Annotated in this window: 28 protein-coding genes; 6 read left to right on the top strand and 22 right to left on the bottom strand. The window is 71.2% G+C overall.

Annotated elements, in window-relative coordinates; translation table 11 throughout:
* Positions 1-103: 103 nt before the first annotated feature.
* From gatB to ACFWU3_RS24065, 9 genes are all read right to left on the bottom strand, one after another.
* Positions 104-1615: an Asp-tRNA(Asn)/Glu-tRNA(Gln) amidotransferase subunit GatB gene (gene gatB / locus ACFWU3_RS24105; protein ID WP_384441205.1), complete on the bottom strand. Its 1512-nt coding sequence runs from the start codon at positions 1613-1615 to the stop codon at positions 104-106.
* 16 nt (positions 1616-1631) lie between these two features.
* Positions 1632-1874: a hypothetical protein gene (locus tag ACFWU3_RS24100; protein ID WP_313943933.1), complete on the bottom strand. Its 243-nt coding sequence runs from the start codon at positions 1872-1874 to the stop codon at positions 1632-1634.
* The gene (gene gatA / locus ACFWU3_RS24095) at positions 1871-3364 is read right to left on the bottom strand and encodes an Asp-tRNA(Asn)/Glu-tRNA(Gln) amidotransferase subunit GatA (RefSeq protein WP_384441202.1); all 1494 of its coding nucleotides are present in this window, start codon (positions 3362-3364) and stop codon (positions 1871-1873) included. The genes ACFWU3_RS24100 and gatA overlap by 4 nt, the downstream gene beginning before the upstream one ends.
* 5 nt (positions 3365-3369) lie before the next feature.
* Positions 3370-3666, bottom strand: coding sequence for an Asp-tRNA(Asn)/Glu-tRNA(Gln) amidotransferase subunit GatC (gatC, locus tag ACFWU3_RS24090; protein WP_015036350.1), 297 nt, complete (start codon positions 3664-3666; stop codon positions 3370-3372).
* A gap of 362 nt (positions 3667-4028) precedes the next feature.
* Positions 4029-6140, bottom strand: a complete 2112-nt coding sequence (locus tag ACFWU3_RS24085; RefSeq protein ID WP_384441199.1) for a putative bifunctional diguanylate cyclase/phosphodiesterase — start codon at positions 6138-6140, stop codon at positions 4029-4031.
* A 316-nt stretch (positions 6141-6456) separates the two neighbouring features.
* On the bottom strand, positions 6457-8640 hold the full coding sequence (ligA, locus tag ACFWU3_RS24080) for an NAD-dependent DNA ligase LigA (protein ID WP_384441196.1): 2184 nt from the start codon (positions 8638-8640) through the stop codon (positions 6457-6459).
* Between the two features lie 29 nt (positions 8641-8669).
* A complete protein-coding gene (locus ACFWU3_RS24075) occupies positions 8670-9623 on the bottom strand; it encodes a methionine synthase (RefSeq protein WP_384441214.1) in 954 nt (317 codons plus the stop codon).
* A gap of 38 nt (positions 9624-9661) precedes the next feature.
* A complete protein-coding gene (locus ACFWU3_RS24070) occupies positions 9662-10351 on the bottom strand; it encodes an SDR family oxidoreductase (protein ID WP_384441193.1) in 690 nt (229 codons plus the stop codon).
* Positions 10352-10380: 29 nt separating this feature from the next.
* Positions 10381-10920: a TIGR00730 family Rossman fold protein gene (locus ACFWU3_RS24065; protein WP_384441191.1), complete on the bottom strand. Its 540-nt coding sequence runs from the start codon at positions 10918-10920 to the stop codon at positions 10381-10383.
* 130 nt (positions 10921-11050) lie between these two features.
* Here ACFWU3_RS24065 and ACFWU3_RS24060 point away from each other — a divergent pair, with 130 nt between their 5' ends.
* Positions 11051-11389, top strand: a complete 339-nt coding sequence (locus ACFWU3_RS24060; RefSeq protein ID WP_356698910.1) for a DUF427 domain-containing protein — start codon at positions 11051-11053, stop codon at positions 11387-11389.
* Positions 11390-11469: 80 nt separating this feature from the next.
* Positions 11470-12267: an alpha/beta fold hydrolase gene (locus ACFWU3_RS24055; protein WP_384441188.1), complete on the top strand. Its 798-nt coding sequence runs from the start codon at positions 11470-11472 to the stop codon at positions 12265-12267.
* A gap of 21 nt (positions 12268-12288) precedes the next feature.
* Here the strand turns inward: ACFWU3_RS24055 and mnmA are convergent, their stop codons facing one another.
* The gene (mnmA, locus tag ACFWU3_RS24050; protein ID WP_384441185.1) at positions 12289-13413 is read right to left on the bottom strand and encodes a tRNA 2-thiouridine(34) synthase MnmA; all 1125 of its coding nucleotides are present in this window, start codon (positions 13411-13413) and stop codon (positions 12289-12291) included.
* Positions 13414-13474: 61 nt separating this feature from the next.
* Between mnmA and ACFWU3_RS24045 the strand changes: the two genes are divergently transcribed.
* Positions 13475-14158, top strand: a complete 684-nt coding sequence (locus ACFWU3_RS24045) for an N-acetylmuramoyl-L-alanine amidase (protein WP_384441182.1) — start codon at positions 13475-13477, stop codon at positions 14156-14158.
* An 85-nt stretch (positions 14159-14243) separates the two neighbouring features.
* On the opposite strand, the gene ACFWU3_RS24040 is transcribed toward ACFWU3_RS24045, so the two are convergent.
* Together ACFWU3_RS24040 and ACFWU3_RS24035 are read right to left on the bottom strand one after the other, a co-directional pair.
* Positions 14244-15407, bottom strand: a complete 1164-nt coding sequence (locus ACFWU3_RS24040; protein ID WP_384441179.1) for a cysteine desulfurase family protein — start codon at positions 15405-15407, stop codon at positions 14244-14246.
* Between the two features lie 110 nt (positions 15408-15517).
* Positions 15518-16108, bottom strand: a complete 591-nt coding sequence (locus ACFWU3_RS24035; protein ID WP_384441176.1) for a TetR/AcrR family transcriptional regulator — start codon at positions 16106-16108, stop codon at positions 15518-15520.
* 234 nt (positions 16109-16342) lie between these two features.
* On the opposite strand from ACFWU3_RS24035, the gene ACFWU3_RS24030 reads away from it, so the two are divergent.
* The gene (locus tag ACFWU3_RS24030) at positions 16343-17299 is read left to right on the top strand and encodes an alpha/beta hydrolase family protein (RefSeq protein ID WP_384441175.1); all 957 of its coding nucleotides are present in this window, start codon (positions 16343-16345) and stop codon (positions 17297-17299) included.
* Between the two features lie 98 nt (positions 17300-17397).
* On the opposite strand, the gene ACFWU3_RS24025 is transcribed toward ACFWU3_RS24030, so the two are convergent.
* Positions 17398-17847 carry a DUF4190 domain-containing protein gene (locus tag ACFWU3_RS24025; RefSeq protein WP_384441172.1) on the bottom strand — a complete coding sequence of 150 codons (450 nt, stop codon included), beginning with the start codon at positions 17845-17847 and terminating at the stop codon, positions 17398-17400.
* A gap of 22 nt (positions 17848-17869) precedes the next feature.
* Positions 17870-18028 carry a hypothetical protein gene (locus ACFWU3_RS24020; protein ID WP_313949143.1) on the bottom strand — a complete coding sequence of 53 codons (159 nt, stop codon included), beginning with the start codon at positions 18026-18028 and terminating at the stop codon, positions 17870-17872.
* 97 nt (positions 18029-18125) lie between these two features.
* Between ACFWU3_RS24020 and ACFWU3_RS24015 the strand changes: the two genes are divergently transcribed.
* Positions 18126-18740, top strand: coding sequence for a TetR family transcriptional regulator (locus tag ACFWU3_RS24015; protein WP_313943947.1), 615 nt, complete (start codon positions 18126-18128; stop codon positions 18738-18740).
* On the opposite strand, the gene ACFWU3_RS24010 is transcribed toward ACFWU3_RS24015, so the two are convergent.
* Positions 18709-19791, bottom strand: a complete 1083-nt coding sequence (locus tag ACFWU3_RS24010; protein WP_384441169.1) for a helix-turn-helix transcriptional regulator — start codon at positions 19789-19791, stop codon at positions 18709-18711. The genes ACFWU3_RS24015 and ACFWU3_RS24010 overlap by 32 nt on opposite strands.
* A 113-nt stretch (positions 19792-19904) precedes the next feature.
* On the opposite strand from ACFWU3_RS24010, the gene ACFWU3_RS24005 reads away from it, so the two are divergent.
* A complete protein-coding gene (locus ACFWU3_RS24005; protein ID WP_384441166.1) occupies positions 19905-20477 on the top strand; it encodes a TIGR03086 family metal-binding protein in 573 nt (190 codons plus the stop codon).
* Between the two features lie 61 nt (positions 20478-20538).
* Here ACFWU3_RS24005 and ACFWU3_RS24000 read toward each other — a convergent pair whose 3' ends face one another.
* The 7 genes from ACFWU3_RS24000 to ACFWU3_RS23970 all read right to left on the bottom strand — a co-directional run bounded on the left by ACFWU3_RS24000 (position 20539) and on the right by ACFWU3_RS23970 (position 26890).
* Entirely contained in the window at positions 20539-21390 is an 852-nt protein-coding gene (locus ACFWU3_RS24000; protein WP_384441163.1) for an SRPBCC family protein, read from the bottom strand.
* A complete protein-coding gene (locus ACFWU3_RS23995; RefSeq protein WP_313943951.1) occupies positions 21387-21704 on the bottom strand; it encodes a metalloregulator ArsR/SmtB family transcription factor in 318 nt (105 codons plus the stop codon). Before ACFWU3_RS23995 ends, ACFWU3_RS24000 begins: the two co-directional genes overlap by 4 nt.
* 97 nt (positions 21705-21801) lie before the next feature.
* Entirely contained in the window at positions 21802-22644 is an 843-nt protein-coding gene (locus ACFWU3_RS23990; protein ID WP_384441160.1) for a thioesterase family protein, read from the bottom strand.
* A gap of 96 nt (positions 22645-22740) precedes the next feature.
* Positions 22741-23397 carry a trimeric intracellular cation channel family protein gene (locus ACFWU3_RS23985; RefSeq protein WP_384441157.1) on the bottom strand — a complete coding sequence of 219 codons (657 nt, stop codon included), beginning with the start codon at positions 23395-23397 and terminating at the stop codon, positions 22741-22743.
* Between the two features lie 18 nt (positions 23398-23415).
* Positions 23416-24777, bottom strand: a complete 1362-nt coding sequence (locus tag ACFWU3_RS23980) for an ABC transporter ATP-binding protein (protein ID WP_384441154.1) — start codon at positions 24775-24777, stop codon at positions 23416-23418.
* A gap of 20 nt (positions 24778-24797) precedes the next feature.
* Complete coding sequence (locus ACFWU3_RS23975; protein WP_384441151.1) at positions 24798-25895, bottom strand: ABC transporter ATP-binding protein; 1098 nt, start codon at positions 25893-25895, stop codon at positions 24798-24800.
* Entirely contained in the window at positions 25892-26890 is a 999-nt protein-coding gene (locus ACFWU3_RS23970) for an ABC transporter permease (RefSeq protein ID WP_384441148.1), read from the bottom strand. Before ACFWU3_RS23970 ends, ACFWU3_RS23975 begins: the two co-directional genes overlap by 4 nt.
* Positions 26891-26978 lie beyond the last annotated feature (88 nt).

Genomic DNA, 26978 nt, shown 5'->3' with positions numbered 1-26978 from the left:
GGGGCCAGCTGACGACCGCGGTGCTCCGCGCCGGGGGCGGTTCGGCCGAGGCGGCCCGCACCGTTGGGTGCGGGCCGCCTCGGACCGTGCGGGAGCGTGTCGATCAGCCCTCGGTGACGCCGAGCTTCTCCAGGATGAGCTCCTTGACGCGAGCCGCGTCCGCCTGGCCACGGGTGGCCTTCATGACCGCGCCGACCAGCGCGCCCACCGCGGCCACCTTGCCACCGCGGATCTTGTCCGCGACGGCCGCGTTGCCGGCGATCGCCTCGTCGACGGCCGTGCCCAGCGCACCTTCGTCGGAGACGACCTTCAGGCCGCGCTTCTCGACCACGGTGTCCGGGTCACCCTCGCCCGCGAGAACGCCCTCGATGACCTGACGGGCCAGCTTGTCGTTCAGATCGCCGGAGGCGACGAGCGCGGTGACGCGCGCGACCTGCTCCGGAGTGATCGGCAGCTGGTCCAGCGCACGGCCGGACTCGTTGGCGTTACGGGCCAGTTCGCCCATCCACCACTTACGGGCCTGGTCGGCCGGGGCGCCCGCGTCGGCGGTGGCCACGATCAGATCGAGCGCACCGGCGTTGAGGATCGACTGCATGTCGTGCTCGGAGACACCCCACTCCTCGCGCAGCCGGTTGCGGCGCAGCCGCGGCAGCTCGGGCAGGGACCCGCGCAGCTCCTCGACCCACTCACGCGGCGGAGCGACCGGGACGAGGTCGGGCTCCGGGAAGTACCGGTAGTCCTCGGCCTCCTCCTTCACACGGCCGGACGTCGTGGAGCCGTCCTCCTCGTGGAAGTGGCGGGTCTCCTGGACGATGGTGCCGCCGGAGCCGAGCACCGCGGCGTGCCGCTGGATCTCGAAGCGGGCGGCACGCTCGACGGAGCGCAGCGAGTTGACGTTCTTCGTCTCCGAGCGCGTGCCGAACTTCTCCCGGCCGTGCGGGCGCAGCGACAGGTTCACGTCGCAGCGCATCTGGCCCATCTCCATCCGGGCCTCGGAGACACCGAGCGCCTTGATGAGCTCGCGCAGTTCGGCGACGTACGCCTTGGCGACCTCGGGCGCGCGCTCGCCGGCGCCCTCGATCGGCTTGGTGACGATCTCGATCAGCGGGATGCCGGCACGGTTGTAGTCCAGCAGGGAGTGGGACGCGCCGTGGATACGGCCGGTGGCACCGCCGACGTGGGTCGACTTGCCGGTGTCCTCCTCCATATGGGCGCGCTCGATCTCGACGCGGAAGATCTCCCCGTCCTCGAGCTGGACGTCCAGATAGCCGTTGAAGGCGATCGGCTCGTCGTACTGCGAGGTCTGGAAGTTCTTCGGCATGTCCGGATAGAAGTAGTTCTTCCGGGCGAAACGGCACCATTCGGCGATCTCGCAGTTGAGCGCGAGGCCGATCTTGATGGCCGACTCGACGCCGATCGCGTTGACGACCGGGAGGGAGCCGGGCATACCGAGGCACGTGGGGCAGGTCTGCGAGTTGGGCGCGGCGCCCAGCTCGGTCGAACAGCCGCAGAACATCTTGGTCTTGGTGCCGAGTTCGACATGGACCTCGAGGCCCATGACGGGGTCGTACTCGGCGAGGGCCGATTCGTACGACACCAGTTCAGTGACGGTCACGGTGAAACATTCCCTCTCAGCCCAGCAGGACGTCGTCGTCGCCGAGCCGCTTCAGCTCGCGATACAGGATCGCCAGGCCGGTCACGATGGCCGCGGCGGAGATGGCGGCATCGATGAGCCGGAGCGTGTCGTTGTCCTGGCGGGCGAGCCTGGCCTGCTTGGCGACGCTGAGCGCACCGAACGCGGTGGTGCCGAGCGACACGTAGAGACCGGACTTGGACTTCTTGAAGTTCTTGGCTTTCTTGGCCATGGCACTCATAGCGACGGAGCCTCCTCAAGCAGCGGGTGTCCCCACTTTTCCACGAAGGCGGCCTCGACGGCGGCGCCGACCTTGTACAGCCGGTCGTCCTTCATGGCGGGGGCGATGATCTGCAGTCCGACCGGGAGATTGTCCTCCGGGGCCAGGCCGACGGGCAGCGACATCGCCGCGTTGCCGGCCAGGTTGGTCGGGATGGTGCACAGGTCGGCAAGGTACATCGCCATCGGGTCGTCGGCGCGCTCACCGATCGGGAAGGCGGTGGTCGGGGTCGTCGGCGAGACGATGACGTCGACCTGCTCGAAGGACCTGTCGAAGTCCTGCTTGATGAGCGTGCGGACCTTCTGGGCGCTGCCGTAGTACGCGTCGTAGTAGCCGGAGCTGAGCGCGTACGTGCCGAGCATGATGCGGCGCTTGACCTCGTCGCCGAAACCGGCCTCACGGGTGAGGGCGGTGACCTCCTCGGCGGACTTCGTGCCGTCGTCGCCGACCCGCAGGCCGTAGCGCATGGCGTCGAAGCGGGCGAGGTTCGAGGAGCACTCGGACGGCGCGATCAGGTAGTACGCGGAGAGGCCGAGGTCGAAGGACGGGCAGTCCAGCTCGACGATCTCGGCGCCCAGCTCCTTGAGCACCGCGACGGCCTCGTCGAAGCGCTGCATGACGCCGGCCTGGTAGTGCTCGCCGCGGAACTGCTTGACGACACCGACGCGCATGCCGGTGACCGAGCCGTTGCGCGCGGCCTCCACGACCGCCGGGACCGGGGCGTCGATGGACGTCGAGTCCAGCGGGTCGTGGCCGGCGATGACCTCGTGCAGCAGGGCCGCGTCCAGGACCGTGCGGGCACAGGGGCCTCCCTGGTCGAGGGAGGAGGAGAACGCCACCATGCCGTAGCGGGAGACGCCGCCGTAGGTGGGCTTGACGCCGACCGTGCCGGTGACGGCCGCGGGCTGGCGGATGGAGCCGCCGGTGTCCGTGCCGATGGCGAGCGGCGCCTGGTGCGAGGCCAGCGCGGCGCTGGAGCCGCCGCCGGAACCGCCCGGGATACGGGTCAGGTCCCACGGGTTGCCCGTCGGGCCGTAGGCGCTGTTCTCGGTGGAGGACCCCATGGCGAACTCGTCCATGTTGGTCTTGCCGAGGATGACGACGTCCGCTTCCTTGAGCTTGCGCGTCAGGGTGGCGTCGTACGGCGGGATCCAGCCTTCGAGGATCTTGGAACCGACAGTGGTCGGGATGCCCTCGGTGGTGAAGATGTCCTTCAGCGCGAGCGGCACACCGGCCAGCGGGCCGAGCTTCTCTCCCGCGGCGCGCTTGGCGTCGACGGCACGGGCCTGCGCGAGCGCGCCCTCGCGGTCGACGTGCAGGAAGGCGTGCACCTTCTCGTCGACGGCTTCGATACGGGCCAGGTGGGCCTCGGTGACCTCCACGGCGGTCAGTTCGCCGGCGGCGATCTTCCCGGCGATCTCGGCCGCGGTGAGCTTGATGATGTCCGTCATGATGATCAGTCCTCCCCCAGGATCTGCGGCACCTTGAAACGCTGCTGCTCCTGGGCCGGGGCGCCGGAGAGCGCCTGCTCGGGGGTGAGCGACGGACGGACCTCGTCCGCGCGCATGACATTGGTCAGCGGCAGCGGGTGGGAGGTCGGGGGTACGTCTTGGTCGGCGACCTCGGAGACGCGGGCGACCGCGCCGATGATGTCGTCGAGCTGTCCGGCGAAGTGATCGAGCTCTTCGCCCTTCAGCTCCAGACGCGCCAGCCGGGCGAGGTGGGCGACCTCCTCGCGCGTAATGCCAGGCATGCAGCGATCCTCAGGGGTGAGTGTGTGTGGTTTGGCCCAATCCTATGGGGCCCGGGGCGCTGCCCACGAAACGGTTTCGCGTCCGGGCCGTTCCACGGGCTCCGGGCGGCCCATCCTGACAGCTGTCGGGGACGCGGCCGCGGGCGCGGGTGGTGAGGCGCGGGGCGCGTGGTCGGGCGAAGGGCGCCGGCTCATGGCCGGGTGCGGCCGCCCGGCGGCCTTGCGGTCTCACGGCCGTCGCACCGTGCCGGCGAGGACGGGCGAGGACCGGCCACAGCGGTACGGCGGGCCCTCCCCGTGCCCTTCGGACAGGTCCGGGGCCGGGGGCGGCTGAGCGCCCGTCGAGGCCGGCGTACGGCCCTTCAGGGCACCACTTGGCCGGATGGTTCGTCGGCGTCCGAGGACTCGACCTCCGCGTGGCGGTGCCAGCCGCGCTCTCCCCTGGCCCGCAGCCATGCCGTCGTCTCCTGCGGCGGCATCGCGGCCGCGACCAGCCATCCCTGCACGGCGTCGCAGCCCAGATCGCGCAGCCGCTCCCAGGTCTCGTCGTCCTCGACGCCCTCGGCGACGACCAGCAGGCCCAGCGAGTGGGCGAGGTCGACGGTGCAGCGGACGATCTCCGCGTCCTCGTTGTCGACGGCGAGCCTGGCCACGAAGGAGCGGTCGATCTTCAGTTCGCTGACCGGGAGCCTGCGCAGATGGACGAGCGAGGAATAGCCGGTGCCGAAGTCGTCCAGGGACATCTTCACGCCGTGGTCGGTGAGCCCGGCGAGGGTGTCGGCGGCGCGCTGCGGGTCCTCCAGCAGCACATGCTCGGTGATCTCCAGCTGGAGGGCGCCCGGCGGGACACCGTGCCGGGCGAGGCGGGCGGCGACGGATCCGGCGAAGCCGGGGGTGTGGACGTCGCGCGGCGAGACATTGACGGCGACCGGGACGAACAGCCCCTGCGAGCGCCACTTGGCGACCTGCGCGAGGGCGGTGTCGAGCACGTACTCCGTGAGGTGGGGCATCAGGCCGGAGGACTCGGCGATCGCGATGAACTCGTCCGGCGGTACCCGCCCGCGGTCCGGGTGCACCCAGCGCACCAGGGCCTCCAAGCCCGCCACATGGCCGTCGAAGCGGACTTTCGGCTGGTAGTGCAGCTCCACGTCGCCGGCGTCCAGCGCACGGCGCAGATCACCGAGCAGGCCGAGCCGGTCGGGGGTGTTGCTGTCGCGCTTGGATTCGTAGACCTCGACGCCCGTACGGTCCCGCTTCGCCTGGTACATGGCGACGTCCGCGCGACGCAGCAGCCCTTCGGCGTCCAGCGCGTGGTCGGGGAAGACGGCGACCCCGGCGCTCGCCTCCAGGACGAGGGTGAGCCCGTCCAGGTCGAGCGGTGAGGACAGTTCGGCGACCAGGAGGCGGGCGACGCGCTGGGCGCTGGTGGTGGAGTCGGCGACCGGCAGCAGCACGGCGAACTCGTCGCCGCCGAGCCTGGCCGCCTCGGCGCCGCGCGGCAGGGCGAGCCGCAGCCGCTCGGCTATCTGCAACAGCAGCCGGTCGCCGGCGAGATGGCCGAGGGTGTCGTTGACGGAACGGAACCGGTCGAGGTCGATGAGGACGAGCGCGGACCGCGCGCCGCTGCCCTCCGCGTCCTCCAGGGCGGCCCAGGTCCGCTCCAGCAGCCACTGCCGGTTGGGCAGCCCGGTGAGCGGGTCGCGCAACTGCTCCTCCGCCCGGGCCCGGGCGATCCACAGGGTGGAGTCCAGGGCGATCAGCGGCACCGCGAACAGCGGCAGCATCAGCGGCATGGCGACGGCGACGACGCAGATCAGCGGGGCGATGCCGAGCAGGGCGACCGCGACAAGGCCCTGCCGCATCAGGGCCGTACGGGCGATGGTGGGAAGCCCGCTGCCCTGGGGCGAGAGCACGTACCACAACAGGATGCGGGTGACGGTGAGATAGACGGTGGCCGCCAGCATCACTTCGGGCAGGGCCGCGATACCCCAGTCGAGTGGTTCCCAGGGCTTGTCGACGCTCGGTGTCACCCCGAAGAGGGCGAGCACGAGGGCAGCGGCGCCGATGCCGAGGATGTCGACGGAGCCGTGCAGCAGACCTTGTCGCCGGCGGTGGGTGCGGGCCGCGCCGACGAGGGCGACGACGGCCAGGCTGACCAGTCCGGCCGGCACCCAGCCGAACAGCAGCAGGACGGCGAGGGTCAGAGCGGAGCCGGAGCCGGTGCCGCCCCACCAGCGGTCGCGGCCGAGCGCGACGAGGTGACCGACGATGATCCCGGTCAGGACGGCGAGCGACCAGCCGGCCGTGGAACCCGGGAAGAGTGCGCGGCCTTCGCGGACGGTGTCGAGGATGCCGGTGACGAGCACCAACGCGGCGCCGGTGACGACGGTGACGGGCAGTCCCGGCGTCAAGCCGGCCAGGGCCGCGAATCCCCGCGGCCGTGAGACCGGGGCGGCGCTCTCGGTCGGTTTCATTCCCGTCCCTCTCACAGCCGGCGGTGCCGATGCCTCGCGATGGCTCCCGTTGTCATGCCACCACGACTGACATCCCACCACGCAGCCGTGCACGACAGGCGCACGTCTCAACAGTAGGCCGCAGTTGGCTTCGACGGGCAGCGCTCTACAGGTCTTGCCCGAATGCGACCCGGCCACCCTTATCCATCTGCTATGCGCTGAACGGGTGACCTGTACCGGTCGTCGGAACCCTCCGCGAGACGTCTCATTCCCGCCCCGCGCGCCCCCTTCGGCTCCTCGAACGAGCCCCCTCCAAGACCCGCGCACGCCCCCTCCGTCACGCCTCTGGAGGCACAGCGGCCTCACGCGCCGCATCCGGCCCCTGTTCGAGCAGAATCACCAGCCCCTGTTCGTCCAGGACGGGCACCTTCAACTGCATCGCCTTGTCGTACTTGGAGCCGGGGTTGTCCCCGACCACCACGAACGCCGTTTTCTTCGAAACAGAACCGGCCACTTTCGCTCCAAGGCTCTGGAGGGCCTCTTTTGCGCCATCCCGTGTGTAGTTCTCCAGAGTTCCTGTGACAACGACGGTGAGTCCTTCGAGCGGGCGGGGGCCCTGGTCCTCTCCGGCGCCCTCTTCCTCCGTCCGGACGCCGGCCGCGGCCCACTTGCGCAGGATCTCCTCGTGCCACGGCTCCGCGAACCACTGCTTGAGGGAGGCGGCGATGATTCCGCCGACGCCGTCGGTGGCGGCCAGTTCCTCCTCGGTCGCCTGGCGGATCCGCTCGATGGAACGGAACTCACGGGCCAGCGCCTCCGCGGCGACGGGCCCCACATGCCGGATGGACAGGCCGGTGAGGACCCGGGCGAGCGGCCGTTCCTTGGCGGCGGCGATGTTCTCCAGCATCGCCACGGCGTTCTTCTTCGCCTCGCCCTGCTGGTTGGCGAAGACCGTCGCGATCTTCTCCTCGCCGGTCTTCGGGTCGCGCTTGGGCAGTCCGCTGTCCTGGTCGAGGACATAGGCCTTGATGGGGAGCAACTGCTCGATGGTCAGGTCGAAGAGGTCGCCCTCGTCCCGCAGCGGCGGCTCCGCCGGCTCCAGCGGTCTGGTCAGCGCGGCGGCCGCCACATAGCCGAAGTGCTCGATGTCCAGGGACTTGCGGCCCGCGAGATAGAAGAGCCGCTCGCGCAACTGGGCAGGACAGGAGCGGGCATTGGGGCAGCGCAGATCGACGTCGCCCTCCTTCATCGGCCGCAGCGCCGTCCCGCACTCGGGGCACTCGGCCGGCATCACGAACTCCCGCTCGCTGCCGTCCCTGAGGTCCACGACCGGACCGAGGATCTCGGGGATGACATCGCCGGCCTTGCGCAGCACCACGGTGTCCCCGATGAGCACGCCCTTGGACTTGACGACGTCCTGGTTGTGCAACGTGGCGAACTCGACCTCGGAGCCCGCCACGGTGACCGGCTCCACCTGGGCGTACGGCGTGACGCGTCCGGTACGGCCCACGCCGACCCGGATGTTGACCAGCTTGGTGTTGACCTCCTCCGGGGCGTACTTCCAGGCGATGGCCCAGCGCGGCGCCCGCGCGGTGGAGCCGAGGCGGCCCTGGAGCGGGATCTCGTCGAGCTTGACGACCACCCCGTCGATCTCGTGCTCCATCGAGTGGCGGTTCTCGCCGAAGTGGGCGATGAACTCCCGTACGCCCTCCAGGGAGTCCACGACCTTGTTGTGCCGAGCGGTGGGCAGGCCCCACTCGCGCAGCAGGTCGTACGCCTGGGAGAGGCGGTCGATGTCGAAGCCCTGCCGGGCGCCGATGCCGTGCACCACCATGTGCAGCGGCAGGGTCGCGGTGACCTTGGGGTCCTTCTGCCGCAGCGAGCCCGACGCGGAGTTGCGGGGGTTGGCGTACGGCTGCTCGCCCGCCTCCACCCGCCGGGCGTTGAGCTCCTGGAACTTGGCCATCGGGAAGAAGACCTCGCCGCGGATCTCCACCAGGTCCGGGATGCGGTCGCCCCGCAGCCGGGTGGGGATGTCCGCGATCGTGCGGACGTTGGGCGTGATGTCCTCGCCGACCCGGCCGTCGCCACGGGTGGCCGCCCGGGTCAGCCTGCCCTTCTCGTACGTGAGGTTCACCGCGAGGCCGTCGACCTTGAGCTCGCACAGGAAGTGGAAGTCCGAGGTGCCGACGTCACGGGCGACGCGCTCGGCCCAGGCGGACAGTTCGCCCTCGTCGAAGGCGTTGTCCAGGGAGAGCATGCGCTCGCGGTGCTCGACCTTCGCCAGGTCGGTCTCGTACTGCCCGGAGACCTTCTGCGTCGGGGATTCGGGTGTGCGCAGCTCGGGGTACCGCTCCTCGAGCTCCTCGAGCGAGCGCATCATCCTGTCGAACTCGCCGTCGCTGATGACCGGCTGGTCCTTCACGTAGTAACGGAAGCGGTGCTCCTCGACCTGCTCGGCGATGAGGGCATGCTGCTCCCGTGCCTCTGCGGGCAGTCCCGTCTGCTGTTCGCCAGCCACCGTTTCGTCCTCCCGATTCCCCGGCACCCTTACTCAGGGTTGTCTGCGAGCGATCTCGCGGCCCGGACGCCGTGGGCGAGCGCCGCCCGCGCGTACGCCGGTGAGGCACCCGCCAGTCCACAGGTGGGAGTGATCACGACGGACTCGGCGAGAGTCCCCGGATTCAGCCCCAGCCTGCGCCACAGCGTCCTGACACCCATGACGCTACCCGCAGGGTCGGACAATGCCGTGTCAGTGGACGGCACGACTCCCGCGAACAGCTTCGTGCCGGCCTCGACCGCCTCACCGATCTCGTCGTCGTCACGCTCGGTGAGCAGACCGAAGTCGAACGAGATGCCCGCGGCGCCGGCCCGGCGCAGCAGCGCGAACGGCACGTCCGGCGCGCAGGAGTGGACGGTCACGGGACCTTCGCTCACTCCCATGACGTCCCGCAGCGCGGACTCCACGACCTGCCGGTCCACCGCCCGGTGCGTGCGGTAGCCGCTGGCCGACGCGATCTGCCCGCGCAGCACCGCGATCAGCGAGGGTTCGTCCAGCTGGAGCGTCACGGAGGCCCCCGGCACCCGGCGGCGTACATCCGCCAGATGCGTACGCAGTCCTTCCGCCAGCGACGCGGTGAGGTCCCGGCAGGCGCCCGCGTCCGACAGGGCCGCCTCGCCGTTGCGCAGCTCCAGGGCGGCGGCGAGCGTCCACGGCCCGACCGCCTGGATCTTCAGCGGTCCCTCGTACCCCTGGGTGAACTCCTCCAGCGCGTCGAGGTCTTCGCCGAGCCAGGAGCGGGCACGCCGGGTGTCGCGGCCCGGACGGTCACTGATCCGCCAGCCGCTGGGCTCGACATGCGCGTACATCTCCACCAGCAGCCCGATGGTGCGCCCGATCATGTCGGCGCCCGGCCCGCGGGCGGGCAGCTCGGGCAGATACGGGAACTCCTCGACGGACCCGGCGACCGTCTTGGCGGCCTCGCGCGCGTCCGTGCCGGGCATGGAGCCCACTCCGGTCGCGGGTCCGAACAGCACGTCGCTCACCGGCCCGGCCGCACGGTCACGTCGTTGATCTCCGCGTCGCGCGGCAGGTCCAGTGCGGTGAGGATGACCGTCGCGACGGACTCGGCGTCGATCCAGCGCGCGGCGTCGTACTCCTTGCCCTCCTGTGAGTGCACCTTGGCCTGCATGGGGCTTGCCGTGCGGCCGGGGTAGACCGAGGTGACCCGTACGCCGTTGCCGCTCTCCTCGTGGCGCAGCGAGTCGGCGAGCGCCTTCAGCCCGTGCTTGGACGCCGCGTACGCGGACCAGTCGGCGTGGGCGTTGAGGCCGGCGCCCGAGTTGACGAACAGCACCTGGCCCCGGGAGGCGCGCAGTTGCGGAAGCATCAGCCGGGTCAGCTCGGCGGGCGAGACCAGGTTGGCGTTGAGCTGCTGGTGCCAGGTCCTCGGCCGCAGCTCGGCGACGGGGCCGAGGTCGACGACGCCCGCGATGTGCAGGAGCGAGTCGAGCCGGTCCGGCATGGGCTGCATGCCGAACGACTTGGAGATGCGGTCCGGGTCGGCGAGGTCGGCGACCAGCGTGCGGGCGCCCTCGTACCGGGCGGCGAGTTCCTTCGCGCGGCCGGCGTCGCGGGCCAGCAGGACGAGTGCGTCGCCGCGCTCGTGGAGCCGGCGGGCGACGGCCGCGCCGATGCCGGAGCCCGCCCCGGTGATCAGATGTGTTGGCATACCGACCATGCTCGCACTGCCGCGACCGGCTACTGCACCCCGGCGGCCTCCTCCAGGTAGGCCAGGGCCGCGACACCGTCCTCGGCGAAGAACACCAGGTCGGTCAGGGGGACGGGAAGGAAGCCCTCCTCGTCCATGCGCCGGAACTGCTGCTTGAGACCGTCGTAGAACCCGGCGGTGTTCAGCAGCACGACCGGCTTGGTGTGCTTGCCGTGCTTCTTCAGCTCCAGGATCTCGGTCGCCTCGTCCAGGGTGCCCGTGCCACCGACCATGATCACGACGGCGTCGGAGCGGGAGAGCAGCAGCGCCTTGCGCTCGGACAGGTCCTTGGCGATCACCATCTCGTCGGCGTCGGCGCGGGCGAGTGTGTGGAGGAAGTCGACGGAGACGCCCACGAGCCGTCCGCCCGCGGCCTGCACCCCGTCGGCGACGACCTTCATCAGCCCGCTCTCGGAGCCGCCCCACACGAGCGTGTGCCCGCCCTTGCCGAGGAGTTCGGCGAACTCGCGGGCCGGAGCGGTGTAGCGCTCGTCGAGGTCGGCGGCGGAGAGGAAGACGCAGATGTTCATGACGCCACCGTATTACCGGGTCACCCGGCACAGGACACCCGGAGAACCGTATTACCGGGTCACCCGGCACAGGACACCCGGAGAACGGCCGGACGGGAAGAAGCCGGCCGCCGCCGGTGCTGTACCTGACATGACGAAGGCACACACCGGACATCGCATCACGGTCGAGCAGGGCACGGTCCATGTCATCGCCCGCCATGGCGGGGTGCTGCTCGCGGAGAGCCGCCGGCCCCTGATCCTGCACGAGACCGGCTATCCCGACCGCTACTACCTGCCGCCCGAGGACGTACGCAGCGATCTGCTCACCCCCTCGGGCACCCACAGTCACTGTCCCTTCAAGGGCGACGCGGACTACTGGTCGCTGCCGGACGCACCGGACCTGGTCTGGTCGTATCCGGAGCCGAAGACCCAAGTCGCCGAGATCAAGGGCCACTTCTGCTTCTACGACACCGAGGTCGTCGAGGACTGACCGCCCGCCCCCACGGGGCTCGCGGAAAAAATCTCGCGCCCGACCGATGAGTTCCCGAGCGGGCCCCGGTCAGCCCTCTCATGGACAACATGAGCAGGACGCTCAGCAGGGTGGAGTCGGGGGACGGCACCCTGATCGCGTACGAGCAGCGGGGCGACGGTCCGCCGGTGGTACTGGTCAGCGGCGCGCTGTGCACGTCCGCGGCGGAGGCACCGCTCGCGGGGCTGCTCGCGTCGCGGTTCAGCGTGTTCACGTACGACCGGCGCGGCCGGGGCGCGAGTGGTGACACCGCTCCGTACGCCGTGGAGCGGGAGATCGAGGATCTGGCCGCGGTGATCGGCGAGGCGGGCGGAGCGGCGTCCGTGCACGGGACGTCGTCGGGCGCCGCACTGGCGCTGCGGGCAGCGGCAGCGGGACTGCCGATCACGCAGTTGTCCGTCTACGAGCCTCCGTACGACCCGGACGAGGAGCCGGGAGCCCCGCCACCGCCCTACGAACACCGGATGCGGGCGCTCCTCGCCGATGACCGGCGCGGGGAGGCGCTCGCGGTCTTCCTGGGCGAGATGGGGGTGCCGCCCGAGGCCCGGGACGCGATGCGCGGGACGCCGATGTGGGCGGACATGGAGGCAGTCGCGCCCACGCTCGTCTACGACCACGAGGTCATGGCGGGCGGCGGTGTGCCGACCGCGATGCTGAGCGGCATCGGGACCCGGGTGATGGTCGTGGACGGCGGGATGAGCCCGCCCTTCATGCGGGAGGCGGCCCGCCTGGCCGCCCAGGCCCTCCCGCGCGGCCGGCACCGCACCCTGACGGGCCAGACGCACGAGGTCGCCCCGCATGTGCTGGCGCCGCTGCTGCTGGAGTTCTTCTCCGCCTAGAGCCGCCTCGGATACCGGACGTCAGGCGACCGATGCCGTCACGCGCCGCGTGGAGGCGATCGTCGCCGAGCCGACCACCCGCGTGCCGTCGTACAGCACGACCGCCTGGCCGGGAGCCACTCCTCGCACCGGCTCGGTGAAGGTCACCCGCAGCTCGCCGTCGACCAGTTCCGCGCTCACCTCGGTCTCGCCGCCGTGGGCCCGCAGCTGCGCGGTGTACGTCCCCGGGCCCGTCGGGGCAGCCCCGCACCAGCGGGGCTTGATCGCGGTCAGCGCGGTGACGTCCAGCGCCTCCACCGGGCCGACCGTGACCGTGTTGTTCACCGGGGAGATGTCGAGGACGTACCGCGGCTTGCCGTCCGCGGCGGGGTGCCCGATCCGCAGCCCCTTGCGCTGGCCGATGGTGAAGCCGAACGCCCCGTCGTGGGTGCCCAGCTTCGTACCGCCCTCGTCGACGATGTCGCCCTCCGCCGTGCCCAGGCGGTTCGCCAGGAAGCCCTGGGTGTCGCCGTCGGCGATGAAGCAGATGTCGTGGCTGTCCGGCTTCTTCGCGACCGCCAGCCCCCGCTCCTCGGCCTCGGCCCGGATCTCGTCCTTGGTGGTGAGGGTGTCGCCGAGCGGGAACATCGCGTGCGCGAGCTGGCGCTCGTCGAGCACACCGAGGACGTACGACTGGTCCTTGGCCATGTCGCTGGCCCGGTGCAGCTCGCGGCCGCCGTTCTCGCGCTCGACGACGGTGGCGTAGTGCCCGGTGCAGACCGCGTCGAAGCCGAGCGCGATCGCCTTGTCGAGCAGCGCGGCGAACTTGATCTTCTCGTTGCAGCGCAGACAGGGGTTCGGGGTGCGGCCCGCCTCGTACTCCGCGATGAAGTCCTCGACCACGTCCTCGCGGAAGCGCTCGGCGAGATCCCACACGTAGAACGGGATGCCGATGACGTCGGCCGCGCGGCGGGCGTCGCGGGAGTCCTCGATGGTGCAGCAGCCGCGCGCACCCGTGCGGAAGGACTGCGGATTCGCGGAGAGCGCCAGATGGACACCGGTCACGTCGTGGCCGGCCTCGGCGGCACGTGCGGCGGCGACGGCGGAGTCCACGCCGCCCGACATGGCGGCGAGCACCCGGAGGGGACGCTGGGAAGTCTGAGTCATAGCGCTACCAGGGTAAGGGGCCCGGGGAACCAGAGGCTCGCGAGTATGCGTTGAACAGCGCATGGGAAGCGATGAGAAGCGCGGCGGACAGCGGCGGATCAGCAGACGTGCCGCGCTGATCGGCGGCACGGCCGCCGTGGTGGGGGCGGGTGCGCTGGCCCACGACGAGCTGCGGCGGATCTGGTGGCGGGTGCCCGGTGTGGAGAAGAAGCGGGTGGAGGGTGAGCTGGACCACGTCGGCGCGGTCTGGACGGCGGCGGCCCGGGCGAACTGGCGCCGGGCCGACCGGCCCGACGACTACCGCATCGACCGGGTGGTCATCCATGTCGTGCAGGGCAGCTATCCGACCGCGCTCAAGGTCTTCAAGAACCCGGGGCACGGCGCCGCCACGCACTACGTGGTGGGCAAGGACGGCCGCGTCGCCCAGATGATCCGCGAGCTCGATGTCGCTTTCCACGCGGGGAACCGCGAGATGAACGAACGGAGCATCGGCATCGAGCACGAGGGCTTCGTCGACCGGCGCCGGGATTTCACCGACGCCATGTACCTGTCCTCGGCGAAGCTCACGGCGGGGATCTGCGTGCGGTACGGGATACCGGTGGACCGCGAGCACATCATCGGCCATGTGGAGGTGCCGGGCACGGACCACACGGACCCGGGACCGTACTGGAACTGGAACCGCTATCTGAAACTGGTGCGCGGCCAGATGCCGTCGGCCCGGCAGGTGGCGGAGAAGAAGACCTGAGCCCGGCCCGGGGCGACGGGCCCAGGGACGCCGCCCGGTCCGGGGCGACGGGCCCAGGGACGCCGCCCGGCCCCAGGGACAGGCCCTAGCTGAGGCCCGCGGTGCGGGCCCGCTGCACCGCCGGTCCGATCGCCTCGGCCACCGCCTTCACATCCGCCCTGGTGGAGGTGTGGCCGAGACTGAAGCGGAGCGTGCCGCGCGCGAGGTCGGGGTCCGAGCCCGTCGCCAGCAGCACATGGCTGGGCTGGGCGACACCGGCCGTGCACGCCGACCCGGTGGAGCACTCGATGCCCTGGGCGTCGAGCAGCAGGAGCAGTGAGTCCCCCTCGCAGCCGGGGAAGCTGAAGTGCGCGTTGGCGGGGAGCCGGTCCGCCGGGTCGCCGCCGAGGACGGCGTCGGGCACCGCCGTACGGACGGCGTCGACCAGTTCGTCCCGCAGGGCGCCGATCTCGCGGGCGAACTCCTCGCGCCGCTCGGCGGCGAGCCGGCCCGCGACCGCGAAGGCGGCGATCGCGGGGGTGTCGAGGGTGCCGGAGCGCACATGCCGCTCCTGGCCGCCGCCGTGCAGGACGGGGACCGGGGTGTACTCCCGGCCGAGGAGCAGGGCCCCGATGCCGTAGGGGCCGCCGATCTTGTGGCCGGAGACGGTCATCGCGGCGAGGCCGGAGTCGGCGAAACCGACGTCGAGCTGACCGAAGGCCTGGACCGCGTCCGAGTGCAGCGGAATCCCGAATTCCCGCGCCACGGCGGACAGTTCCGCCACCGGCATGACGGTGCCGATCTCGTTGTTGGCCCACATCACGGTGGCGAGGGCCACGTCGTCGGGGTTCCGCTCGACGGCTTCGCGCAGGACTTCGGGGTGCACCCGCCCGTACGCGTCGACCGGCAGAAACTCCACGGTCGCGCCCTCGTGCTCGCCGAGCCAGTGGACGGCGTCGAGCACGGCGTGGTGCTCCACGGGGCTGGTGAGGATCCGGGTACGGGCGGGCTCCGCGTCCCGCCGCTGCCAGTACAGGCCCTTGACGGCGAGGTTGTCCGCCTCGGTGCCGCCGGCGGTGAAGACCACCTCGCTCGGGCGCGCGCCGAGTGCCTCGGCGAGGGTCTCGCGGGCCTCCTCGACGGCGCGGCGGGCCCGGCGCCCGGCGGCATGCAGTGCCGAGGCGTTGCCGGTGACGGTGAGCTGCGCGGTCATCGCCTCGACGGCCTCCGGCAGCATCGGAGTGGTCGCAGCGTGGTCCAGGTAAGCCATGGTGGCCCCGATTCTACGAGGCATGGCGGGGGCGCGGACGCGGCGCAGGGGGGCACGGGCGCGCGGGGCCCGCCACGCCCGGCCACGGGGCGGGCGAGCGGGCATCGCGGTCAACGCGGTTGGCGCAGTCCCGCGATGAGAAGTCCGACCAGCCGGCGCGCGTCGTAGCGCGCGTCGCCGCCGGAACCGACGCAGAGATTCCCGACTCCGCGCATGAGCTCGTAGGGCTCCACGTCGGACCGGATCTCGCCCGACGCGGCCGCGGCGTCGAGGAGCTCGCCGCACACGGGCACGAGACGGTCGAGGAAGTAGGTGTGCAGCGTCTCGAAGCCGGCGTTGTCCGACTGGAGCACGGCGGCGAGTCCGTGCTTGGTGACCAGGAAGTCGACGAAGAGGTCGATCCATCGCCCCAGGGCGGTGTGGGGCGCCGCGCCGGCCGCCAGGAGGGCCGGGCCCGCCTCGGCGCAGGCGTCCACCTGGTGCCGGTAGACGGCGATGATGAGATCCGCCCGCGTCGGGAAGTGGCGGTAGATCGTGCCCATCCCGACGCCCGCCTCGGCCGCGATGTCGCGTACCGGCGCCTCCACCCCGGATCTGACGAAGACCGTCGCCGCCGCCTCCAGCAGGGTCTGCTGGTTGCGCCGTGCGTCCTTGCGCCGGGATCCGGCCGAACTTCCCGCGCTGTGGCCGCCTTCGTTCACCGCGGCACTCCTCCCCTGTCCTCCGCGACTCTCCTGCGAGTCTCCTGCGAGCCTTGCAAAGCGGAACAACGCTCCGTATCGTTAACGGAGCGGAGTTCCGTTTTTCTCATGATGTCAGAACCGGGGCCGGACGGCCACGCCGCACGGCGCCGCCCTGCCCCCCTGCCCGGCACCGCGGCAGCCGGGCCCCTCACACCCCTCCACCGCGCACGGCGACCGAACGGAAGCACCTCCATGCCCGAAACCACGCCCGAAACGAACAACGCGACCGCGCTGCGGATCGCGCCCGCCCCCACGACGATCGTGTCCGCGAAGCCCGTGATCCTGTCCGCCCCGGGCCGCGGCGAGGATCTCCAGGTCCGCGTCTCCGCGCCCGCGACCGGCGGCGACCTGCCCGTCGTCGTCCTCTCGCACGGTTTCGGCTGGTCGATGGACGGTTACGCCCCGCTCGCCGACTTCTGGGCCGCCCGCGGCTTCGTGGTCGTCCAGCCCACCCATCTCGACTCGAGAACGCTCGGCCTGCCTGCCGACGACCCCCGTACGCCGCGGATCTGGCGCATACGCGTCGAGGACCTGGTGCGCGTTCTCGACGGGCTCGATGTCCTGGAGGCCGCCGTGCCGGGCCTCGGCGGGCGCCTCGACCGCGGCCGCACCGCCGTGGCCGGTCACTCCTGGGGCGCACAGACCGCGAGCACACTGCTGGGCGCGCGGGTCCTCGACCCCGACGGCACCCCCGGGGAGGACCTGTCCGACCCGCGCGTGAAGGCGGGCGTGCTGCTGACCCCGCCCGGCCGGGGCGGTGACGACCTGACCCCGTTCGCCGTCGAGAACCTGCCCTTCATGAACCCGTCCTTCGACGGCATGACCACGCCGGCCCTCATCGTTGCCGGCGACCGGGACCAGTCCGCGCTCACGACCCGCGGGCCGGACTGGTTCACCGACCCCTACCACCTCAGCCCGGGAAGCAAGAGCCTGCTCACACTGTTCGGGGCGGAGCACTCGCTCGGCGGCATCCCCGGGTACGAGGTCGCGGAGACGACGGACGAGAGCCCCGAACGCGTCGCTCTGATCCAGCAGTTGACATGGGCGTATCTGCGCAGCGCGCTGGACCCCGCCGACACCGGCTGGAAGGCGGCACAGGCCGCGCTGGCGGAGGCCCCTCATCCGCTGGGGTCGCTGCAGAGCAAGTAGGCCCCGCACAACGCCGACCGCCTCCCGCGGCGCTGCGGGAGGCGGTGGGTGCGGCGCGGCGGTGAACCGCTCGCGGCGCGCCGGGAGTCGCGGGGCGGTCAGCCGCCGAAGCCCCAGACCACGGTGCCGTTCATGGCCACGAGCACGCCGAGGACGACCAGGTCGGCGACGCCGAGCGCGAGTCCGAGGAGGGCGCGGCCACGGCGTGCGGTGCCCCGCCACAGGGCGAGAGAGGCGAGCACGACGGCGATCGGGCCGAGCAGGATGTTCATCACGAGCAGGCCGACGAGTCCGAGCACGAAGGCGGCGACAGCCATGCCGTCCGCGTCGCGACGGCCCCTCGGACGGGTGTGGGCGGCGGAGTCCGGGGTGCTCGGGGTACCCGAGTCCGGCGTGTCCGGGTTCGGCACGGCGGAGTTGGGGGCGCCGGCGTCCGGAGCGGCGATGGTGCGGTCCCGCTCGGCGGCCCCCCGGGCGGCGTCGCCGCCGCGCGAGGTGCGGTCGCTGTGCTGAGCGCGGTCGCTGTGCTTGACGGCGGAGAGCTGCATGGCCGGTTCGGCTCCTTCCGGGTCAGTGCTGACGGGCGCGACGCTCGCGCACGGCGAAGACGAGCAGCCAGACGCCGATGACGGCGCAGGCCACGAAGGTGGCGGAAAGGGGGAGTTGGGCCACGGCGCCCAGCAGGATCCCCAGAAGGAGCAGTGCTGCGACGAGGGCGATCATCGTCATCCTTTCGACATTTCGGTGAACACTTGTCGGTACGACTGTTCACTGACTGGCGAGTCTACACTTCCCTTATCCGGAGAACGGTTGTTTACTCAGTTCCATGAGTCACACCGCCGGAATCCGCCAGGCCCAGAAGCAGAAAACCCGTCAGGCCCTCCTGGACGCAGCGCTGCAACTGCTCGAGGAGCAGAGTCTGAGCAGTCTCGGGCTGCGCGAGGTGACCCGGGCCGTGGGTGTGGCGCCGACGGCCTTCTACCGCCACTTCCGGGACACGGCAGACCTCGGTGTCGCACTCGTCGAGGAGGCGCTCGGAAGTCTGCACGCCACGATCGGCGAGGCGCTCACCGAGGAGGCGGACGACGCGCGCATCGACCGGACGGTGACCCTGATCATGGATCTCGTCCGCACCTCCCCCGCTCATGTGCGCTTCATCGCGCGGGAGCGGCACGGCGGAGTGCAGTCCGTACGCGAGGCGATCGCCGAGCAGTTGCGGCAGTTCGGCGACGAGGTCGCGGCGGCGTTCGCCGACGAACCCGAATCGGAGGGCTGGAGCGCCGCGGATCTGCGGATGCTCGCCGGGGTCTATGTGGACCACATGGTCATGACGGCGTCCGCGTTCCTGGAGGCCGGGCCCGCGGGGCTCGACCGGACCGCTTCCCTGGCCCGCCGTCAACTGCGGCTGATCAGCCTCGGCCGCCGGCACTGGCTGGACTGACGGCGCCCGTCCCGTAGAGCGCGACGATCTCCGCCGCGGCGCGCGCCAGTTCGGCACGCGCCTGCGGCGGGGAGAGCACCTCGACACTCTCACCGAAGGCGAGGAGCACGCGGACCGCCGTCAGGGAGCCGAGGGCGAGCTCCACCCGGGTCCAGCGCGGCGCCTCCTCGCCCGCCGCCTCCTCTTCGCCCGCCGGCCGCCCGTACTCCCCCGCCTCCTCTTCGCCCGCCTGCCACCCGTACTCCCCCGGCGTCTCCGGCACGGGCTTGCCGGTCAGCCGGCTGCCGTGCATGCGCAGAAACAGGTCCAGGCGCTCCTGGCTCACCCGCGCCGTCACACACACCTCCGCCGGCCGGTCCTCGACCTGACGGCGCAGCACCTCCCAGACGCCGGCCAGCTCCTGGCCGGCCCGCCGTCGCACGGGGTCGTCGGTGACGGTGGCCGAGAGGACCCGGTCGGCCCGGAAGAGGCGGGGAGCGCCGCGGTGGTCGGCGACCAGGTACCAGATCCCGGCCTTCACGACGAGGCCGTACGGGTCGAGGGTGTATGTCCGCGGTTCGGTGGTGCCGCTGTGCCGGTAGCGCAGCCGCACCCGGCGGTCCGTGAAGACGGCCGAGTTGAGCGCGTCCAGATCGACGGCCGGACCCGGCGCCTTCATCCAGCGCGCGGGGTCCACCAGGATCCGGCGGCTGGTCAACTCGGCTCCGGGCCGGTGGGGTTCGGGCAGCGCGGCCATCACCTTGCGCAGCGCGGAACCCAGTGCCTCGTCGAGGCCCAGCGCACTGTGGGCGCCTTGGGCGGCCAGCACGAACAGGGCGCGGGACTCGTCCGCCGTCAGCCCCGTGACATCCGTACGGAAGCCCGGCAGCAGGGCGATCCCGCCGTGCCGGCCGCGCTCGGCGTAGACGGGGACGCCGGCGGCGGACAGGGCCTCGACGTCGCGGTAGATGGTGCGGACGGACACCTCCAGGCGCTCGGCGAGCTCGGCGGCGGGCACGAGACCGCGGGTCTGGAGCAGCAGGAGGATCGAGAGCAGCCGGTCGGATTTCACGTGGCGAGCATCTCCGGAAAACATGACGGGAGATGTCAGGTTATCCCGGAACAGTGCGTGTGGCCGGCGAGCAGCGAGCTTGCGGGCCTTCGGAGTTCGAGGAGATGGACGACATGAACGATCCCCGCCCCCTGTACGAGCGCGCGGCCGAGCAGTTCGCCGGTCTGGTGAAGACGGTGACACCGGACCGGCTGGACGCTCCGACGCCCTGTCCCGAGTTCGACGTACGGGCGCTGCTCTCCCATGTCGTGGGCGGCACGCACCGGATCGCGCTCGTCGGCGAGGGAGGTGACGGTCTGTCGGTGCCCGCCCGCGCGGACGGCATCGCGGACGACGGCTGGAGTGCGGCGTACGACGTGGCGCGCAGCCGCTTCGGCGAGGCCTGGGCGGACGACGCGAAGCTGGCGCGGCCGGTGACGGTGCCGTGGGGCGCCGAGATCCCCGGCGCGGCCGCGGTGGGCGGCTACGTCATGGAGACCCTGGCCCACACCTGGGACCTGTCCCAGGCGCTGGGGCATCCCCTCCCGCTGGAGCAGGAACTGGCGGAGATCATCCTGCCGCTGGCCCGGGAGGTCCTCCCGGTCGAACCCCGCGGCGGGCCCGTCCCGTTCGGGGCGGTGCAGGAGGCGCCGGAGGGCTCCGACGCGTACGCACAGCTTGCGGCGTGGCTGGGCCGGACCGTGTGACGGCGCGCCCCGGCCGGGCCCCGGGAGCGGTGGTCCTGGGGGCGGGCCCCGGGAGCGGACCTCACCGCTCCTGGAGCCGGGCCGCCAGGTGCTCGATGCGCTGTCGCCAGGAGTCCAGCGCGGCCCGGGTGTCCAGATCCGCCGGGCCCGTCTGCGTCAGGACGAGACGCGGGCCGTGGCCGGTGCCCTGGCCCAGTTCCCAGCGGACCTCACCCTCGGACTGCCGGGCGTAGACGAGCAGTTCGGGGGCGCGGACCTCGACCACCGGTCCCGCGGGGGCGACGGCCGCGGTGAAACCCTCGGGCACCGGGTCGCCGGCCTCGGGAGCAGCGCCGCCGGTCAGGAGGTCCCAGACCGTCCCCGCGGGGCGGACGAGCTGCCGCTCGAAGCGGATCCGCGGGCCGTCGGCCGTGTCCTCGACCGTGCCGGCGGCGAGGCCGAACCGCTCGATGTACGCCTCGTGCAGGGTGCCCGCCCTGTCCCCCTCGACGTCGGGCACCCGGCCGTCGAGCAGCTGCGCCAGCGCGGTGATGCAGACGTGCCAGCCGGAGGCGAAGCTCGCCGCCCCGAACCGGTCACCGAAGGTGTGCACCAGGGTCAGCAGCGAACCGTCGCCGTCCGGTGTGATCTCCCAGCGCAGATGGTCCTCGCCCCAGGTGAAGGCGAACACGTGCGGCTCGTCCGCGTCGGTCACGGTGCCGGTCATCCCGGGCCCGGCCTCACCGGGGAACAGGAACCCGATGGCGCCGCCGGGACGCAGCTCCACGGTCACCTCGGAGGGGAACCACCGGGCGAGGTGTTCGGGCGTCGTGATCGCGGCCCAGACCTTCTTCGGGGGGTGCGCGAGACGGCGCTCCATCCGCAGCGCGTTGCGCCCGTCCTCGGTGGTGAGGGTGTCGGGGTGCGGGGTCATGAGGAGTCGTCCTCCATCGCGTCGAGATGACGTTCGAGCGCGTCGAGGCTCCCCGCCCAGAGATGGCGGTAGTGCGCGAGCCAGGCATCGAGCTCCGCGAGGGGCTCGGGACTCAGCTCGTACCAGCGGCGCTGCGCGTCCTGCCGGACCCGGACCAGCCCGGCCTCGCGGAGCACCCGCAGGTGCTTGGAGGTACCGGGCTGGCTGAGGCCGAGCCGGTCGGTGAGCTCACCGACCAGATGCGGACGTTCGAGAAGCAGATCGAGGATTCTGCGCCTGCTGGGCTCTGCGAGCACGTCGAACGGTATGGGCATACCCACGAACATACTCACCGGGTTATATAACCGCAAGGGAATGAAACCACCGGCCGGCGCGGGGCCCGCACCCGCAGGGGCCCGCACCCGCAGCCGGCTAGCGCGGGGCCTTCGCCAGCTGCCGGGACTGGGCGACGAGGCGGTCACGACTGTCCCAGACCTCGGCGTCCTCCTCCAGGAATCCGCCCGCGAGGTTGCGGGTGACGATGGAGACCCGCAGCGGGCCGGGCGCCGGGCGGCAGCGGATGTGCGTGGTGAGCTCCACCGTGGGTGTCCAGCCCGTCAGCCCGAGCTCGAACGAGGTCGGCGGCAGGGCGTCGACGGTCAGGAGCAGCGAGAACGGGTCCGCGTCACGGCCGTCCGCGAGCGAGAACCAGCCGCGCATCTCCCCCTTGCCGGAGGGCGCCCCGACGGCCCAGCCGACGGTCGCCGGGTCGAGCCGGATGTTCAGCCGCTCGGTGATGGCGGAGCTGCCGGGGATCGCCACCGGGCCGTCCGCGGGGCCGAGGCACTGCTCGTACGGGGGTATGGCCGGCGGGGCCGCGGAGGTGCGGACCTCACCGGAGAGCGCGTCGAGATCGCCGTAGGTGGCGAGCACGCGGATGCGCTCGACCTCGGTGCCGTCCTCCTCGAACTGGACGAGGGACGCCTGGCCGGTGGAGAGCGTCCTGCCGGTGCGGACGATCTCGGTACGGATCACCGCGGGACCCGGCTGCGACGCGGTGAGGTAGTGCGCCGAGACCGTGAAGGGGTCCCGGTGCGGCAGGGCCTCGCCGAGGGCGCGGCCGAGAAGTGCCAGCAGGTACCCGCCGTTGACGGCGCGGACGATCGTCCAGCCCGCCGAGAGCTCCGCGTCGTAGACGCCCGGTGCGCGCAGGGACACAGCGGTGTCGCGGTCGAACTCGCTGTCCCCGATCGATGCCTGAACTGCCTGTGCCATAGCGGTACGGTACAACAGGTCATTACTGAGCGGTAGCTTTTTCGTGCTGTGACGCTTCCCTCGGGGGCGCCGGGATGCGAACCTGCGAAAGACGGGCTACGCCTCCTCCGCGGCGGACGAGCGCCGGTTCCAGGCACGGGGTGCGCGCCAGTTGAACCGCATGGCGGCCAGCCGGAGCAGGAAGGCGGTGATGACGGCGGCCCCGCTGGTGAACGCGTTCAGCACGTCGAAGCGGATGCACAGCACGACCATGGTCGCGCCGACGATGGCCGGGACGGCGTAGAGGTCGCGGTCCCAGCGCAGCAGCGACGGGACCTCGTTGGCGAGGACGTCCCTCAGCACACCGCCGCCGACCGCGGTCGCGAGGCCGAGTACCGCGGACGAGGTCAGGCTGAGCCCGTACTCGTACGCCTTGGTCGTGCCGGTGACGCAGAACAGACCGAGGCCGGCGGCGTCGAAGACGTTCACCCCGGACTGGATGCGCTCGACCTGCGGATGCAGGAAGAAGATCAGTGCGGCGGCGACGAGGGGCATGAGGAAGTACCCCAGGTCCGTGAAGGCTGCCGGGACGACCCCGATGACCAGGTCACGGAACAGCCCTCCGCCCAGCGCGGTGACCTCGGCGAGCACCGCGATGCCGAAGACGTCGAAGTTCTTGCGCACGGCGAGCAGTGCACCGGAGATCGCGAAGACGAAGATTCCGGCGAGGTCGAGCGAATGCTGGACGGAGGGCGTGAACAGTTCTTGGAGCACCGGACGATTGTGCCGGTTCTACTCCTTGGTGGTGCCCCCCGGGCCCTTGGCCTCGTCCGCGTCGGCGGCCTCGGCCTCCGGCTCCTCGGACACGGCGACCGGGGCGTCGGGCTCGGCGGCCTTCGCCACCGGCTTCTCCACCACGGCGGCCTCGGGCTCGGCTGCCTCGGCCACAGCGGGCTCGGGCTCGGCCGCCTTGGTCACCGGTTCGGCCGCGGGCTCGGCCGCCTTGGCCACCGGTTCCTCGGACACGGCCGGCTCGGCGACCGCCGCGGCGGCATCCGCCGACTCCTCCGACTTCGGCTTCGCGTCGACGATGTCGATCGCCTCGCGCGCCGACGCGATCACCACGTCCTGCGGGACCTGGTCCGGCGCGTTCTCCGGGTGGTGGCAGGCCACTTGCTGCCCCGGCTTGAGGGCGATCAGCGGAGGCTCCTGCGTGGTGCAGATCTCCGTCGCCTTCCAGCACCGGGTGTGGAAGCGGCAGCCCGTGGGCGGCGAGATCGGCGAGGGCACATCGCCCTTGAGCAGGATGCGCTCGCTCTTGACGCCGCGACGGCGCGGGTCGGGCACCGGAACCGCCGACATGAGCGCCTTCGTGTACGGGTGCATCGGCGCCTCGTACAGCGACTTGCGGTCCGCCAGCTCCACGATCTTGCCCAGGTACATGACCGCGATGCGGTCCGAGACGTGCCGGATCACCGACAGGTCGTGGGCGATGATCACGTAGGTGAGGCCCAGCTCTTCCTGGAGGTCGTCGAGCAGGTTCACCACCTGTGCCTGGATGGAGACGTCCAGCGCGGAGACCGGCTCGTCGGCCACGACCAGCTTCGGCTTCAGGGCGAGCGCGCGGGCGATGCCGATGCGCTGGCGCTGACCGCCGGAGAACTCGTGCGGATAGCGGTTGTAGTGCTCGGGGTTGAGACCGACCAGGCCCAGCAGCCGCTGGACCTCCTTCTTGATCCCGCCCTCGGGCGTGACGCCCTGGAGCTTGAACGGCGCGCTGACGATCGAGCCGACCGTGTGACGCGGGTTCAGCGAGCCGTAAGGGTCCTGGAAGATCATCTGGACGTCCCGGCGCATCGGGCGCATGGCGCCCACGCCGAGGTGCGTGATGTCGGTGCCCTCGAACTCGATGGAGCCGCCCGTCGGTTCGAGAAGCCGGGTGATGAGCCGGCCCATCGTCGACTTGCCGCAGCCGGACTCGCCCACGACACCGAGCGTCTCGCCGGGAAGCACGTCGAAGCTGATGCCGTCGACCGCCTGGACGGCGCCGGCCTGCCGGCGCAGCAGTCCCTTGGTGATCGGGAAGTGCTTGACCAGTCCGGTGACCTTGAGCAGCGGCTCGGGCGAGGAGGTGGCCTGCTCCGGGATCGTCATCTCGGAATCCTTTGTCTCACTCACAGCTTCGGCGCAATCTCTTCGGTCCAGATCCGCGTGCGGTCCTCCTGCGACATGTGGCAGGCCGAGTGGTGCCGGCTGCCGACCTCACGCAGGTTCGGCCGCTCGGTGCGGGTGATGCCGCCCTTGGGCACGTCGGCGTACGGGCACCGCGGGTGGAAGGCACAGCCGCTCGGGATGTTGATCAGGCTGGGCGGGGAGCCCTTGACCGGGATGAGGCGCTCGGTCTGGTCGCGGTCGATGCGGGGCATCGAACCCAGCAGGCCCCAGGTGTAGGGGTGCTGCGGCTCGTAGAAGACCTTTTCGGCCGGACCGCGCTCGACGCAGCGGCCGCCGTACATCACCAGGATGTCGTCGGCCAGCTCGGCGACCACGCCCAGGTCGTGGGTGATGATGATGACGGCGGAGCCGAACTCCTTCTGCAGATCCCGGATCAGGTCGAGGATCTGCGCCTGGACGGTGACGTCCAGGGCGGTGGTCGGCTCGTCGGCGATGAGCAGCTCGGGGTTGTTGACGAGCGCCATCGCGATCATCGCGCGCTGACGCATACCGCCCGAGAACTCGTGCGGGTAGCTGTCCACGCGCTTGTGGGGCTCCGGGATGCCCACCCGGTCCAGCAGCTGGACGGCGCGCTTCGTCGCCGTCTTCTTGTCCACCTTGTTGTGGACCTGGTACGCCTCACTGATCTGCTTGCCGATGGTGTAGTACGGGTGCATCGCGGACAGCGGATCCTGGAAGATCATCGCCATGTCGCGGCCGCGCAGGCGGCGCACCTCGTCCGGATCGGCGGACAGCAGCTCCTTGCCGTTCAGCCAGATCTCGCCGGACAGGTGGGCCTTCTGCCGGCCGTACTGGCCGACGCGGTGCAGGCCCATGATGCCGAGCGAGGTCACCGACTTGCCGGAGCCGGACTCGCCGACGATGCCGAGGGTCTTGCCCTTCTCCAGCTGGAAGGAGAGTCCGTCGACGGACTTCACCAGACCGTCGTCGGTGGGGAAGTGCACCTCGAGATCGCGGACTTCGAGGAAGGCCGTCGAGGGGGCCGATCCCGCGGAGACGGGCTCGCCGACGGCGCCGGTCTTCGTCAGTTCGGTCATGAGAGCCTCACTCGGGGGTCGATCACTGCGTACATGAGGTCCACGACGAGGTTCGCGAGGACCACGAAGAAGGCCGAGATGAGGGTGACCCCGAGGATCACCGGCAGGTCGTGGTCGCTGATGGCCTTCACCGCGTTGTACCCGAGGCCGTGCAGCGAGAAGGTGCTCTCGGTGAGCACCGCGCCGCCGACCAGCGCTCCGAGGTCGAGGCCGAGGACCGTGAGGATCGGGGTCATCGTCGAGCGCATCGCGTGCTTGCCGATGACCACCGGTTCGGTGAGGCCCTTGGCCCGGGCGGTACGGATGTAGTCCTCGTTGAGGACCTCCAGCATGGTGGCCCGGGTGAGCCGCGCGTACATCGCGGCGTACAGGAAGGCCAGGGTGACCCACGGCAGGATCATGCCGTTGAACCAGGTCGCCGGATCGTCACCGAACTCCGTGTCCGGGCGCCCGAACCAGCCGAGCTGGTCGGAGAACAGCGCCAGGGACAGGATGCCGGTGAAGTAGATGGGCAGGGACACACCGCCGAGGGCGATGCCCATCGCCGAACGGTCCAGCGGGGTACCACGCTTGAGGGCGGAGACGATGCCGGTGGCGACACCGCCGATGACCCAGAGCACGACGGCACCGAGGGCGAGCGAGAGGGTGACCGGCAGCCACTCGAGGAGCAGCGGCCAGACTTCCTGCTCGGTCTTGAACGAGTACCCGAAGCAGGGCGCGGCGCACTCCGTCACGTCGGAACCGTTGGAGTACGTCCGTCCGGCCACCAGCCCGACCACGAACTTGCCGAACTGGACCAGGATCGGGTCGTCCAGGCCCATCTTCTGCCGGATGCCCTCGATGGCGGCAGGGTCGGACTGCTTTCCGACGAAGTAGAGCGCCGGGTCCGTCCCGATCATCTTGGGGAACAGGAAGAAGATTCCGAAGGTCACCAGAGTGATGACCATCAGCATGACGATGACGGCGAAGATTCGCCGGATGAGATATGCAAGCACTGCGCTCGGCCCGACGGCGACCCGGGGGCCCTCTCTTCTGGAGAGGGCCCCGGGCCACCGCTCGCGGCCATCACCTGCCCTTCGTGCC

It is taken from the genome of Streptomyces sp. NPDC058685 (assembly GCF_042714725.1).
Classification (GTDB): domain Bacteria; phylum Actinomycetota; class Actinomycetes; order Streptomycetales; family Streptomycetaceae; genus Streptomyces.
The sequence above is the reverse complement of the archived record's forward strand: the minus strand, read 5'-3'. Positions and strand labels throughout refer to the sequence as shown.